The 14,060-nt window shown below is 44.3% G+C and carries 11 protein-coding genes; 5 read left to right on the top strand and 6 right to left on the bottom strand.

All coding sequences use genetic code 11. The features are described 5' to 3' along the window. Positions 1-38 precede the first annotated feature (38 nt). A complete protein-coding gene (locus M3N64_RS03635; protein ID WP_249098183.1) occupies positions 39-722 on the bottom strand; it encodes a TerC family protein in 684 nt (227 codons plus the stop codon). Positions 723-1,505: 783 nt separating this feature from the next. On the opposite strand from M3N64_RS03635, the gene mecA reads away from it, so the two are divergent. The 3 genes from mecA to pepF all read left to right on the top strand — a co-directional run bounded on the left by mecA (position 1,506) and on the right by pepF (position 5,893). Next, positions 1,506-2,195, top strand: coding sequence for an adaptor protein MecA (gene mecA, locus M3N64_RS03630; protein WP_249098180.1), 690 nt, complete (start codon positions 1,506-1,508; stop codon positions 2,193-2,195). Between the two features lie 564 nt (positions 2,196-2,759). Then, positions 2,760-3,977 carry a competence protein CoiA gene (locus M3N64_RS03625; protein ID WP_249098178.1) on the top strand — a complete coding sequence of 406 codons (1,218 nt, stop codon included), beginning with the start codon at positions 2,760-2,762 and terminating at the stop codon, positions 3,975-3,977. Between the two features lie 101 nt (positions 3,978-4,078). Continuing rightward, positions 4,079-5,893 carry an oligoendopeptidase F gene (gene pepF, locus M3N64_RS03620; protein ID WP_249098175.1) on the top strand — a complete coding sequence of 605 codons (1,815 nt, stop codon included), beginning with the start codon at positions 4,079-4,081 and terminating at the stop codon, positions 5,891-5,893. A gap of 804 nt (positions 5,894-6,697) precedes the next feature. On the opposite strand, the gene M3N64_RS03615 is transcribed toward pepF, so the two are convergent. After that, the gene (locus M3N64_RS03615; RefSeq protein WP_249098172.1) at positions 6,698-7,603 is read right to left on the bottom strand and encodes a DsbA family protein; all 906 of its coding nucleotides are present in this window, start codon (positions 7,601-7,603) and stop codon (positions 6,698-6,700) included. A 518-nt stretch (positions 7,604-8,121) separates the two neighbouring features. On the opposite strand from M3N64_RS03615, the gene M3N64_RS03610 reads away from it, so the two are divergent. Continuing rightward, the gene (locus tag M3N64_RS03610; protein ID WP_249098170.1) at positions 8,122-9,102 is read left to right on the top strand and encodes a YitT family protein; all 981 of its coding nucleotides are present in this window, start codon (positions 8,122-8,124) and stop codon (positions 9,100-9,102) included. Positions 9,103-9,143: 41 nt separating this feature from the next. On the opposite strand, the gene M3N64_RS03605 is transcribed toward M3N64_RS03610, so the two are convergent. Then, positions 9,144-10,022 carry a LysR family transcriptional regulator gene (locus tag M3N64_RS03605; RefSeq protein WP_249098168.1) on the bottom strand — a complete coding sequence of 293 codons (879 nt, stop codon included), beginning with the start codon at positions 10,020-10,022 and terminating at the stop codon, positions 9,144-9,146. A gap of 490 nt (positions 10,023-10,512) precedes the next feature. Here M3N64_RS03605 and M3N64_RS03600 point away from each other — a divergent pair, with 490 nt between their 5' ends. Beyond that, positions 10,513-12,207 (top strand): M3 family oligoendopeptidase, encoded by a 1,695-nt coding sequence (locus tag M3N64_RS03600; protein ID WP_249098166.1) that lies wholly within the window; start codon positions 10,513-10,515, stop codon positions 12,205-12,207. A gap of 236 nt (positions 12,208-12,443) precedes the next feature. Here M3N64_RS03600 and M3N64_RS03595 read toward each other — a convergent pair whose 3' ends face one another. The 3 genes from M3N64_RS03595 to M3N64_RS03585 are packed head-to-tail and all read right to left on the bottom strand — an operon-like array spanning position 12,444 to position 13,940. Then, positions 12,444-12,596 (bottom strand): hypothetical protein, encoded by a 153-nt coding sequence (locus M3N64_RS03595; protein WP_249098163.1) that lies wholly within the window; start codon positions 12,594-12,596, stop codon positions 12,444-12,446. A gap of 31 nt (positions 12,597-12,627) precedes the next feature. Further along, the gene (locus M3N64_RS03590) at positions 12,628-13,350 is read right to left on the bottom strand and encodes a lytic transglycosylase domain-containing protein (RefSeq protein ID WP_249098161.1); all 723 of its coding nucleotides are present in this window, start codon (positions 13,348-13,350) and stop codon (positions 12,628-12,630) included. Between the two features lie 5 nt (positions 13,351-13,355). Next, the gene (locus M3N64_RS03585) at positions 13,356-13,940 is read right to left on the bottom strand and encodes a CYTH domain-containing protein (protein ID WP_249098157.1); all 585 of its coding nucleotides are present in this window, start codon (positions 13,938-13,940) and stop codon (positions 13,356-13,358) included. Positions 13,941-14,060: the final 120 nt, after the last annotated feature.

Raw genomic sequence — 14,060 nt, 5'->3', positions numbered from 1 at the left:
ACGGATGTCCGTTTATCGGACATCCGTTTTGTCATTCTTTATGATTTTCTGGTGATCCGGGAGGATGAATAGAGATTTGTCAGCCATCCGGTGGTGATCAGTGCGGCGATCAGCAGCACAGGGAATAGATGGGCGAAGTGATCAGAAGCTGCAAACAACCAGCGGATCTTTGGTTCACTCATAATCATCTCGGAAGCTGTATATCCGAGCACGCCGCCTCCTACATAGATTAAAACAGGGAAACGCTCCATTGCAATTAAGATCAGTTTGCTGCCCCAGACAATAATTGGAACAGAAAAGATAAGGCCAATGGCAATATAACCGATGTGTCCCTTAGATGCACCTGCAATGGCAAGCATGTTGTCGAAGCCCATCACCACATCCGCAAGTACAATGGTGCGTACAGCAGTAAACATGGACGTTCCTGCGCGTACGTGATGCTCCTCTTCACGATTTGTCATCAGATGGAGTGCAATGTAAATTAAGAAAATACCACCAATAAGTAATAGAAGCGGAATATTTAGAAGAGAAACGACAATGGCCGTTAGACCGATACGTACAATAACTGCCAGGCCAGTTCCCAGAAAAATGGCTTCATTTCGTTTTTTTTCGTCAAGTCTGCGGCAGGCAAGTGCAATGACCACGGCATTGTCTCCGCCAAGAATGATATCTATAAAAATAATTTTCACGATAAAGAACAGTGTGTTGAAATCAAAAGACATCCGTCAATAACTCCCTTCCGTTGCCTTTGCTCTATTTTTATAAGAAACATTCATGATCCGCTTTAGCTGGGAACACGGCCTGAACGAAAATACTATGTGATAAAGAATTCAACGAGTATTTTTTAGTGCAAAAGTATATGACTTCCCTCGATAACAAACCCAAAAATTTCATCATGTCTAAGCATCAAAGCGGAGGTGCGCCCGTGGCAAGCAAGCAACTGAAGCGACGATTCAGTACTGTAACGACACGAAACCCGTTCGATTACAGCGTAAAAGGAACTTCCACTAACGTAAGGGAATTTTCAATAACTATGCGGAAGTAAGGACCGGGCTATGCCCGGTTTTTCTTATACTATAAGAAAGTATATAAATTTTAAGGAACATAGTATAAGTGGTCCGAAAAAACGCCGCGTCCTGCGGCTTATCGGACACTAGGCCGTCCATGGCCGTCGCGACGGCGGCTTCGCCTTCGCCAGAAGCCTGGCGAAGCCAAGTTTTCTAATAAAAATTTATGCAGACTTGTCCTGAATCATTCCGTTAAATCGGACAAGAATCCATGCATTTTTTAAGTTTCATTGCATAAATAGTTCCTGCGTTCAATAAAATGAATGAATCAGACATGCTTGGTCGTGCGGAAAGGTCAAGTGCGGAAATCGGAAAAAACAGGTGATTAATTATTTCAATGCTAATGGTTTTATCATACAATAGAGATACGGGAAACATGTTGTCCCACGGAAAGTTGGTCACTCCCATAACCTGGTGAAGAAGAAGGGAGAGATAGCGATGAAAATCGAGCGAATTAATGAGAACACATTAAAATTCTATATCAGCTACTTGGACATTGAGGATCTCGGCTTTGACCGTGAGGAAATCTGGTATAATCGAGATCGCAGTGAAGAACTTTTCTGGCAAATGATGGATGAGGCTCATAGCCAGGAATCTTTCTCACTTGAAGGGCCGCTATGGATTCAGGTTCAGGCGCTCGAAAAGGGTATGGAGATCATTGTTACACGGGCGCAGATATCGAAGGATGGAACCAATCTTCAATTGCCGATTTCGGAGGATAAGCATTTGGATATACCGATCGATGAGGATCAGAAATCCGATCAATCGAATGCGAACCGAAAAAAGGATACGGATAAAGAAGATGATGATCCTGATGAAGAAGACGGACAGCCTATTTCATTCATTATTGAGTTTGATGACCTGGAGCATTTGATTTCGTTAAGTCATGCCTTTGAAGCGCATGATGCGATGGATACCGCCTTGTATGTCTATCAAGACCATTACTATTTAAAGGTAATTTTTACTGATGAATGGTCAGATGATTGTCAGGACGATGATCTAAGCAAAATGCTCGAATTCGGTCTTGATACCGGCATAACACTTTACGTTCTGCAGGAATATGGAAAGGAATTGATACAGACTCATGCATTGCAGACGATCAAGTCACATTTTCCTCTGCGTGCATAGATTAAAGTATTGTTCTTTTTATATTAATGTATCTGCGATTTTTAGAAAACTTGGCTTTGCCAAGCCTCCCCGACGAAGGCAAAGCCGCCGTCGCGACGGCCATGGACGGCCTAGTGTCCGATAAGCCGCAGGACGCGGCGTTTTTTCGGACCACTTATACTATTTTCCTTAAAATTTATATACTTTCTTATATCGTATAATAAAAAAATTTCAAGAGGCCTGCTGCCTGGCAGCAGGCCCTTTTTTGTAAGATAAGAAACATCCATGACCCGCATGAGGGACGCGAGACCCTGCATATTCCAGCTTGCCCGAGGAGATCCGCGGTGCGTCCATGGCAAACGAGCAGCCGCTGCGGTGATGCAAATTCTCACGGTTATAAGTACAGGAAGTCCTTGTATGCAACGCGAAAGCCATCACATCCTGTGAAAGTAGGACTGGACATTTTTTGTCCGGTTTTTCTCAAGTGAACAAATATCATGGATTCATGTTAAAATAATCAGTCTGGCAGGAAACATGCTGGTCCTTGTTGAATGGATATATATGCTAAATTCAGGTGGTGATTCTTTGCTTGTCGCAACAACGCGAAATTTTAAACGTGTGTCGCTGGTGGAACAAATATGGTCCCGCGATGTTTTGCGTCGAATCGACAAACATTTCGGATTTTATTGTCCGGTCTGCTTGGCGCCGGTCCGGCTGAAAACAGGCGAGAAAAGGCAATGGCACTTTGCTCACCAGCCCAAGCACAGCTGCCTCATTGACAATGAACGCGAAACGCCTGTCCATTTACGTGGGAAGAAGGACCTTTTTGATTGGTGTGTACATGCCGGGCGATTGCCCCAGCTGGAGTATTATCTGCCGCTGCTTCGCCAACGCCCGGATCTGTATTTACCAGGCATTGACCCGGCAGTGATTGAATATCAGTGCAGTACGATTCCTGAACACAAGCTCAAAGCAAGGACTCATGGTTATCTTAGTGCCCATATTAAGCCAGTATGGCTGATCGGCCCGGAACATCATCATCGGCTTGGCAGCGCGATTCGCTTAACCGGCTTTGTTTCTGCCGCAATTTGCAGGACAGCGGTATCATCGGCATCTCATCCATTTGCATCCCCATACTATATTTGCTTTTATCATCCATCTGCAAAACAAATTTATTACGCACTGCATCTGGTTCCGCAGTCGAAAACTTATTTTATTTCCCAGGAAAGAAGCTTTGCACTTGCTGATTGTTGCCCGTATCAGCTGCTGCATCCTCCTCAGAACTTTGTACCGGAACATTTCAAACAATCCTGGCTGACAATGAAAAAAAGAAAACGCCTCGAAGTCTCCACGCGACTGTCGAGAGAAGAACATCGTCTGCGCGAACAGGTTTATCAGCTTCAGCGTTACTTTGCCTGTTTTCCCCCGCATATCGGTTTGCCTCACCCATCATATATTCATTTTCTCAATCCGCCTGTTTTGTGGCAAATGTGGCTGTATCTTTTAATTGGTGTAATTTATTCCGAGTACGGCCTTTCACCACGACAGATCATCAAAATAACGACACATCGGGGAATGGAAACACTTTTTGAACAGCGCTGTCTTCCGCTCTGCGAAGCAATGGATGCAGAACAGCTGATCAGCATCTATTTGGAGCAACTTGTCCATCTGCGTGTCGCAGAACGAGTGGGGGGTTGTTTTCGAATCATTCCGCATCAGCATCCATGGGAAAATATTTCTGTTTCTGCATTACTTAAAGAAGACCGTGCTGTATTGGAACGCCTGGAATCTTTGAATGTATAAAATCCGTAAATGAATAGGCTAAATTTTGCGTAAAAAAGAAAAAAGAAGTACGATATATTTGATACATTTTTTGGAAGAACGATGACATTGGAGGTGCCGCAATGGCTGGTGAACAAACGACTGGGCTACCGAAGCGTGAAGATATTCCCGTTGAAGAAACATGGGATCTGGAAGCAATTTTTCCAGATACAGATGCGTGGGAACGTGCGTTTCAGAAAATAAAGGATTTGACCGCTGAAGCAGAGCAATTTAAAGGGAAGATCGGCGATTCGGCAGACACGTTATTGGCGTTGCTGAAAAAGCAGGATGAATTGATGGAACTTTTATACAAAGTTTATGTCTACGCACATATGAAAAATGACGAGGATACTGCAAATGCTGTTTTTCAGGCAATACATGATCGCGCGGGCAATCTTGCTGCCGTGACGGGAAGCAGGCTGGCGTTCGTTGTCCCTGAGATTCTGGCTATTGATGAGCAAAAATTAGATCAATACCTTTCGTCAAACAAAGCTTTGCAGCTCTATCGCCATGCGCTTGATGAGATCGTGCGTATGCGTCCACATGTGCTTGACAGCGATAAAGAGGCACTGCTCGCCGCGGCAGAAGAAGTCACAGATGCTTCTTCGACGACCTTTGGCATGCTGAATAATGCTGATCTGAAGTTCCCGACGATTAAAGGCGAGAATGGAGAAGAAATTGAAATTACACACGGTCGGTATGCGACACTTATGGAAAGCGAAAACCGACAAGTGCGCAAAGATACATTTGAAGGAATTTATAAAACTTATGGTGCTTTTAAGAATACGCTTGCTTCAACACTCAGCGGACAGATTAAACGCGACACATTCTATGCACATGCACGTCATTACAATTCTGCCAGAGAAGCTGCGCTGTTTGGCAATGAAATACCTGAGAAGGTCTATGACAATTTAATTACAGCAATCCACGAAAATCTGCCATTGATGCATCGCTACGTGGCCTTGCGCAAGAAGGCACTGGGCGTTGACGCACTCCATATGTACGATCTTTATGCACCGCTTGTTCCAAATGCGAAGATCAAGGTTACCTATGATGAGGCCAAACAAATTGTGCTTCAGGCACTTGCACCGCTTGGAGAAGATTATCTTGATGTGATTCGGGGCGGATTTAAGAAACGCTGGATCGACGTTCGTGAAACTCGAAATAAGCGAAGTGGCGGTTATTCTGGCGGCAGCTATGGGACAATGCCGTACATTCTGCTGAACTGGCAGGACAATGTTGACAGCCTGTTTACGCTGGCTCATGAACTTGGCCATTCAATGCACAGCTATTATTCACGCACATTCCAGCCATACCCATATTCCGATTATTCGATCTTTGTTGCCGAAGTCGCATCCACATGCAATGAGGCATTGCTGAACCATTATCTGCTCAATCATACAGATGATAAAAAGAGAAAACTGTATTTGCTGAACAATCAGCTGGAAGGCTTTAAAGGGACTGTCTTCAGACAGACGATGTTTGCGGAATTTGAACACATTATTCATGAAAAAGCACGTGCCGGAGAGGCATTAACGGCGGATCTTCTGACTGAAACGTATTATAATCTGAACAAAACATATTTTGGCACTGATATTGTCGTTGATAAAGAAATTGGTTTGGAATGGGCGCGTATTCCTCATTTTTATTATAATTACTATGTTTATCAGTACGCGACCGGTTTCAGTGCTGCGCTGGCACTCTCTTTGCAAATTTTGAATGAGGGAGCACCTGCCGTAGCACGTTATAAAGACTATTTAAAATCAGGAAGCTCTGATGCGCCAATCGAAATATTAAAAAAAGCAGGTGTGGATATGACAGAGCCGCAGCCAGTACAACAGGCTATGAATGTCTTTGCCAATGTTTTGGACGAAACAGAGCAGCTGCTTTTCAGCTGAATTCAGTAAATTGATAAAAAGGCGAAGCAACAGCAGTTACCTGTCAAAAATGCCTAATGAATAAATAAAGAGGCAAGGACCGTAAATCATCGTGTCCTTGCCTCTATTCGTGACGTTGCCTGTGCCACGTGAGAAGGCGTACGATCAGGAAGATGAATGTGAAAAAAATGGCACTTGATAGCACCAGAGATTTCAGATGCAGTAATCCAAGCAAAAAATAGTAATAACAGAAGGCTGTCAGAACAAACAAGCCGCAGAAAAGCACTAATTTCATGGATCTGCTTAACCTCCGTCCAATTAAGTCATAGAAATAGGGTATGAAGGATTGGCAGATCACATGCCCTGAAACACCTATTAATTTTGGTGCAGTGATAAACACGGTGTTCCTCAATGCGGATTGGTTCATTCGTGAAAAGCACGTATTTAACGGCATATGAATAAGAAAAACCGGGCATAGCCTGATCCTTACTTCCGAATAGTTATTGAAAATTCCCTTACACTAGTGGAGGTTTCTTTTACGCTGTAATCGAACTGGGTTCGTATCTTTACAGCACTGAATCGGCGCTTCAGTTGCTCGCTTGCCGCGGGCGATCCGGAAGCCTCTGCAGGCAGGCAAATTCCTGCGGGATCTTCCCAGGCTCGCTGATCAACAGGAACACCCCGCTGGCGCCAGCGCACCTTCGCTTTGATTCTCGGCAAGACATTGGTTTATTGGTTTTCATATGGGTCAAAATCTTAAACTTTCTTATCTTGTACGAAACCCTGCTCCGGATCGGAACAGGGTCATAGTTAATCTGATCTATGTTATTTGGCATTCAGGATGTAGGACCAGTACTCACCGCTTTTAAGCACGATCGGTTCAATAATTTGCTGCAGCTGCAGTTTGCGTAATTCTTTTAGCGCCGCTTCCTCAGTCAGGTCATAAACCACGGCCACTTCCTTGGTCGTTAGAAAACGCTGCTGCTCAATATATGCAGAGATTGGGATATTCGGCCTAGGCACAGGTTTTTCTCCGAGTAAATCGGTCAATATTTCGACATAGACGGAATAGGGATATTGACCGTTGACTTTAATGGCTTCCGAATCATTACAGGGCGTTGAAAAAACCAAAGTCGGCAATTCGGTAATCGCCATTTCATTAGCCAGTTTACGGTCACACTGGAATGCCTTGATTGGACGGCAGGAATGATAATCATTTGAAAATTCCTGCTCATTTAATCCGGAAAGCCGAGCAACGTCAAGCAGTTCTTCAAAAAGATTCAGTCCCTGTTTTCTCAAAAAAATCTGTTCGCGAACACGGCGAAGAAAGATCAGGCCGGCCGCACGTCCCTGAAATTCTGCCGCTTTGATTGCATAGGCAATGGCATACGGAGACGGCGGATTCTCAAGCCAGACATCGCTGTCACAGCACATTCCGGTCAGCCGTGCATATTTATCCCACTCTTCAGCAATTTTTTTCGCATGGTGGAACTGGCATCGATTTGCTGTGTCATGTCTGGTTGTCAGCAGGACACGAAGTGTAACATAATCATGATATTGCAACATAAATTTTTTTATTAAGGGTTCAAAGCCCCAGCATTCCGGACAAAGCGGATCAATGAATGCAAGAATTTCAACGCGTTGGAAAGATCGTTTCCGACCAAGATTCACTGTACAGAACTCATTTCCTGGTGTTCCCTCGCATGTTGTTCCTTTTTCAAAGTATGTCATGGGATTCCACCTCTGGAAGCAATTTTAAATGGATTGGCATCGAAATGGCGCCAGCAGGTAGGTACTGCTGATAGCCAAAGCTTTCCATTTTACCCTTATGTGTATTCATTATGAATGAAAGTCAACCTGCCTTTATCTTATTATGCCCATTTCAATCAGTGAGTGGATGAAAGCGTCACATTTTCATTGCCCTGAAACTTTCTATATTGTAACAAGTTCTGTTCATGAAGGGCAACTAATCAGTACTTAATGAGTATTTTCTTGCATGTACTATAGGAAAACATAAAGCGCAGTCACATTCAAGAAATCTTGTTGGCTCTGATTAAGTGCTGTATGCGGCAGGTGATGATGCAATCCAAAAGTGTAAATCAGCGGCTCAAATAAGTGCCCGAATAATTGTTTTATTTTGATAAATGAAATTGTTTGGAAAATCCTTTCAGAGGTTGAATCCAGCGGTCGAGGTGTTATAATTTGAGACCCGGGGCAATGAATAATTCATTTGACGAAGGAAGAAAGATATGCTACGAGTTTCTGTTTTCAGCGAAGTGGCCAGAAAACTATGTATCTCGATATGTGCCGCTTTTTTATGTGCACTCAGTATGAACCTGTTTCTTGTACCCGCTCATGTATATGCAGCTGGTATAAATGGAGCGGCCCAGCTGCTCTCCGATATTGTTCATGACGGGTTGCACATCCATCTGTCTATCGGTCTTTTGGTTTTGACGATGAATCTGCCGATCGCTGTGTTGGGTTGGTTCAGGGTTGGTAAAAGCTTTACACTTTTCAGTTTCATCACCGTTGTTCTGACGTCATTTTTCTTGACCGTTCTGCCGGTTTATCCGCTGTCATCGGATATTTTGCTGAATTCGATCTTTGGCGGGATGATTTCAGCAGTCGGTGTTGGCATGGCGCTAAAATATGGTATCTCAACAGGTGGTCTGGACATTATCGCCATCTATCTGACTCGTAGAAACCGCAATGCGTCATCGGGAAAATATTTTTTAATACTGAACGGTATTATTATTGTGATTGCAGGAGCAGTATATGAGTGGCAGTTTGCACTTTATACGCTTATCTCGCGTTTTGTCAACAGCTATGTCATTGATATGATTCATACGAAATATCAGAAACTCACCGTGCTGACGGTAACCGATCAGGCAGAACGTATGACAGAGGCGATTCAGGATCAATTTGATCGCGGTATGACTGTTATTCCATCATTTGGCGGATTTACCGGGACAGAAAAAAGCACATTGATGGTGGTCATCAGCCACTATGAGCTTTATAAAATCGAACGGTTAATTAAGGCAATTGATCCTGATGCATTTACAAACATACTGGAGACCAATAAAGTCATAGGAACATTCCATAACGAGGAGCAGCAACGAGCGATTCAAGCGATGAAGCACGGGGTGCCTGCCCAAGAGGCCAGGAAGACACTCGGATTGCATGATTACGAGTATTTTGAAAAGCTCTTTAAAAAACCTGCGGCAAAATAATTATAAAGCAAAGAGCGGGACTCACAGGCCCCGCTCTTTATCTATTCTCGATAATGCGTGAAGACGAAACGTTTAAAGTGGGCTGCTGCGGGAGACAGCGTGCGGTCCTCATACCAGGAGAGGCCGATTTGCCTGGAGCAGGTAGGCCAGCGAACATGCAGTTTAGCGACTTTGGTGTCATCAATATCTTTTTGATCGGGAAGCAGTGCGACGCCAAGTCCGGCAGCGACTAATCCGGCCAGAGTGGTGACTTCTTCTCCTTCAAACGTTATATTCGGCGTGAAATTTGCCTTTCGGCAGAGTCGATCAGCGATCTTGCGTAATTCATAGCCTTTTTTAAGAGCGATCATCGGTTCGGACTGAATTTCATCTAAAGTGATGGATGCTCTGCTTGCAAGCGGGTGGGATGCAGGAAGCATCAAGAAAAGTTCTTCATTCCATAGCCTTTCCCACTGAATATGCGGGTCGTCAAAGGCATGATGCACCAGGCACAGATCAATCTCACCTGCCTGGAGTTGCTTGAGCAGGGAGACATTATTGTTTTGGTAAAGTTTTATTTTTACATTGCCATGCTCTTTTTGAAATGCACGAAGAATGTTCGGAATCATATTAACGCCGAGGGTGTGCAGAAAACCGAGTGAAACTTCTCCGTATTCCGGATCGAGCAGTGAGCGGATTTCTTTTTTTGTTTCTTCAATCTCTTTAAGAATCCGGTTAACATGCTTTAAAAATACTTTCCCATACTGATTGAGAATAATATTTCTGCCCTGTCGCTCAAAAAGAGGGATCCCCAGTTCTTCCTCAAGGCGGGCAATCGACCTGCTGAGTGCGGGCTGTGAGATGGACAAGGCTTCTGCAGCTTGCGTCATATGCTGCAGCTGAGCAACTTTTTGAAAGTATTCAATCTGTTGCCACTCCATAAATGACCACTCCTAGAAGGGATGAAAAAATTCAAAAAGATTAATCGATGTTTTCAGGAAACGATCCTGGATAATTCATGGTGTAACCTTTGTATTTTAACATAAATACACAGAAAAATCGCCTGTATAAAAGGTTTTCTGGGAAGTCCATCATAAAGAATATCTCAGGCGGGACCCCGCGTGCCAGCGAGCAGCTGAAGTGTCGATTCAGTACTGTAAAGACACGAACCCAGTTCGATTACAGAGTAGAAGGAACTTCCACTAATGTAAGGAACTTTTTAATAACTATAAAGAACTTTCGCTAAGGGCGCATACGTCCTGTATGTAACGCGAAAGCCACCATCCTGTGAAAGTACGTCCTGTGAACAACGTGGAAGCCACCGCATCGTGCGGAAGTAAGGACTAGGCTTAGCCTGGCTTTTCTAATATAATGGTTAAGATATTAATGGCAGAAAATAATAAGACAAGGCTTCAAAAGGGGTGTTTTGCAGTGACAGTTTTTGAAAATTATAAGTATGAACGGCCTGATATCGCAGAGTATGAAGAAGCTTTTCGAAAGTCGTTTGATGCATTGAAACAGGCGAAAACGCTTGAAGAAGCCGTTCAGTCTGTAGAAAAAATTAATCATATGCGCGTGCATTTAGACACGATGTTCCGGCTGGTCCAAATCAGGCACACAATTAATACGGAAGATGCATTCTATAAAGCGGAAAATGACTTTACGGATGAAGCAATGCCTGTTTTTGAAGGGAAGACAACTGAATTTTATAAGCTGCTGCTTGATTCTCCGTTTCGAGCAGAACTGGAAAATAAGTGGGGTCATCAATTGTTTGCGCTGGCAGAGGCACAGCTGAGATCTTTTGCCCCTGAGACCATTGAACTCATGCAGCAGGAAAACAAGTGGGCATCTAAATACACACAATTAATTGCCGCTGCAAAAATTTCTTTTCAGGGCGAGGAACGAACGCTGGTACAGCTGTCTCCATTTCAGCAGTCCTCTGATCGTAAGGTGAGGCGAGCGGCACTTGAAGCTTATTTCGGCTACTTCGCGGATCATGAACGGGAATTTGATGAAATTTATGATCAGCTGGTTAAGATCCGCACAGAAATCGCGCATAAACTTGGATTTAAAAATTACGCGGATCTTAGTTATTATCGGATGTCGCGCATTGGTTATGACCGGGAAATGGTCAGAAACTATCGTGAACAGATCAGGAAGTATGTGGTGCCGGCAGCAAACCGGCTCTATGAACGCCAGCGCAGACGTATCGGTGTCGAAACTTTAAAATTCTATGATGCGCCGCTCCAATTTACTACCGGAAATGCAACGCCGAAGGGGGATGCGGAATGGATCATTGAGAACGGCAAAAAAATGTATACGGAGCTTTCCCCTGAAACAGGTGCATTTTATCAATTTATGCTTGACCACCATCTGATGGATCTGCTATCCGCAAAAGGAAAAGCAGGAGGAGGTTATTGTGAGTATATTTTTGATTACGAATCACCGTTTATTTTTTCGAATTTCAACGGAACGGCTGATGACATTGATGTCTTGACACATGAGGCGGGACATGCGTTCCAAGTCTATACAACGAAAACCTCAATTCCTGAATACCGGTGGCCTACTTTTGAAGGTGCGGAAATTCATTCCATGAGCATGGAATTTTTTACCTGGCCATGGATGGAATTATTTTTTAAAGAAGATGCAGATAAACGGAGATTCTCGCACCTGAGCAGTGCGCTTTTGTTCTTGCCTTATGGAGTCAGCGTTGATGAGTTCCAGCATGTCGTCTATGAGCATCCGGAAATGACGCCGGATGAACGGAAACAGGCATGGAAGAAGATTGAGCGGAAATACTTGCCGTATCGCGATTACGACGGTATCGATTTTCTTGAAAAGGGTGGTTTCTGGCAACGTCAGGGGCATATTTACGAATCACCGTTCTACTATATCGATTATACATTGGCCCAGGTCTGTGCCTTTGAATTCTGGAAGAAGTCACAGGAGGACTATGATTCGGCATGGAAAGACTACTTGAAGCTCTGTGGACTTGGCGGCAGCAAGTCTTTTCTGGAGCTTGTGAAATCGGCAGGTCTGGAGTCCCCCTTTAATGAAGGGTGTGTGGCTTCTACGATCAAAGCAGTGACAGACTGGCTGGATCAGATCGATGACCGTGCCCTGTAACACCGGGCACATTTAGACTTTACCGCTTCTGACTCCCTCTCATGGGGGAGGGCTTAATGCAAAGTGGCGCATGCGTATCAAATAAAGCAAACAGGATGATCCACGGGGTAAAGAACAGCGCCAACGATATAAGAAGAAATAGATAAGCAACGCCCGATATCGGATATTCTCCGGTATCGGGCGTTGCTGATAACATAGCTTCTGTACCTTAAAAATAGGGATACCATGTCAGCGCATTAAAAAAGCCCTCTCAGCCCCCACATAATAATCGCAGCCAGCGGTACAAGTACCCAGACATTCGATCCGATCAGGGGACGGTGCTGTTGCTGCACATGTGAGTCATTTAAACGCTGTTCTAATGTATCAAGACGCGCTTCAATTGCTTTCATGCGTTCATCATCCATGGAAACCAGCTGCCTTTCAGACAGAAACAGTTTGAAGATTATTCATAATTTTTTTGACGTAGGCCTGTGTTTCGGTAAACGGAGGTATGCCTCCGTATTTTTCAACATTTCCCGATCCGGCATTATACGCAGCAAGAGCGAGTGCATAATTATTATTGTAACGATCAAGCAGTTTGCGCAGGTATTTCGTACCGCCTTCGATATTCTGGACTGGATCATAGGCGTTGGTGACACCTAATCCTGCGGCGGTCCCGGGCATCAGCTGCATCAGTCCCTCGGCACCGGCCGCACTTGTTGCGTTCGGGTTTCCCCCAGATTCAGCTTCAATGACTGACCGGATCAAGTTGGCGTCAACTGAATACTTTTTGCTCATCGCTTGAATAGCGGGTTCATAATCGGAAGTTTTTCCGGTTCCGCTTAATGAAGAAGCAGAAGCTGCGCTGCTCTGGCCAAGCGGTGAGACGGAGGAGGAAAGCTGCTGCCAGAGTAAACGGTCTGTATCGGCGCTTGCGCCTGCAGTGAGTGCACCAGTGTCCGCCTCAGATGCCGTCCTTGAAAGGGCGGTCATTGAGTTTCCTGAATCATTGTTCATCATGAGCATGAGCAATGTGCCAAACAGATTGGAATAAGCGGAATTCGTTTGGCCGGATAAAAGGTTTGACTGATCGGAAACATTTTGATTGCCGGTCGTGAATGACAGAGATAAAAGCTGAGCAATTGTATTTGGATCAACAGACATCAATTTCATCCCCTTTTTTCTTGAATGGCTTGAAAGAGTCGAATCATTTTGCTTTTGGACGGTCTGCGCGGGATGCAATGTTCACGAAGCAGAGCGCTGAATATCGCATCGCCGGAATATGGATCAGCAGCTTCGTATTCAAGTTCATAGTCATCATGATCCAGATAGATACTGTGATCAAGGAAAAGCGTCCCGGATTGATAAGGGAACTGACAGCGTTTCGTGATCAGTTCGCCTATAAATACGAGTTTGTCTGCGTCGACACCCAATTGTGTAATGACCTGTTCGATTTCACCGGACGGAACGATGCCCATTTGAATCATGGCACGGCTTTCAGCGGCATCAAGCAGCTGATGTGTCTCAAGAATCATTCCGTTATGAGGCTGTTTTAACGTAAAGTCATGCTGATTTCCGGTCTCACGAATACGCAGAACCGTTTTCTTCGCTTTCAAAGCAAATGTCGGTGTGTCGAAATAGCAGTTGACTTGTTTAATAAAAGCGGATGCTTTGATCCTGAATGCGGTACAAAGTGCTGAAAATTCTTCGGCGGTCAGCATGTTCTTATATTCGATTTCTAATTGCTGAGTCATATGTATTTCCCGCCCTGTTCCCGAATCTGATACTCGTAACTTCTTTTAAATTATGACATAATGAGGGAGAAGAAACAACAGACTGACTTTAATTTTTCAGTCAGACGAACAGCATAGTAA

The organism is Sporolactobacillus mangiferae (assembly GCF_023336505.1).
In the GTDB taxonomy this organism is placed as follows: domain Bacteria; phylum Bacillota; class Bacilli; order Bacillales; family Sporolactobacillaceae; genus Sporolactobacillus; species Sporolactobacillus mangiferae.
The sequence above is the reverse complement of the archived record's forward strand: the minus strand, read 5'-3'. Positions and strand labels throughout refer to the sequence as shown.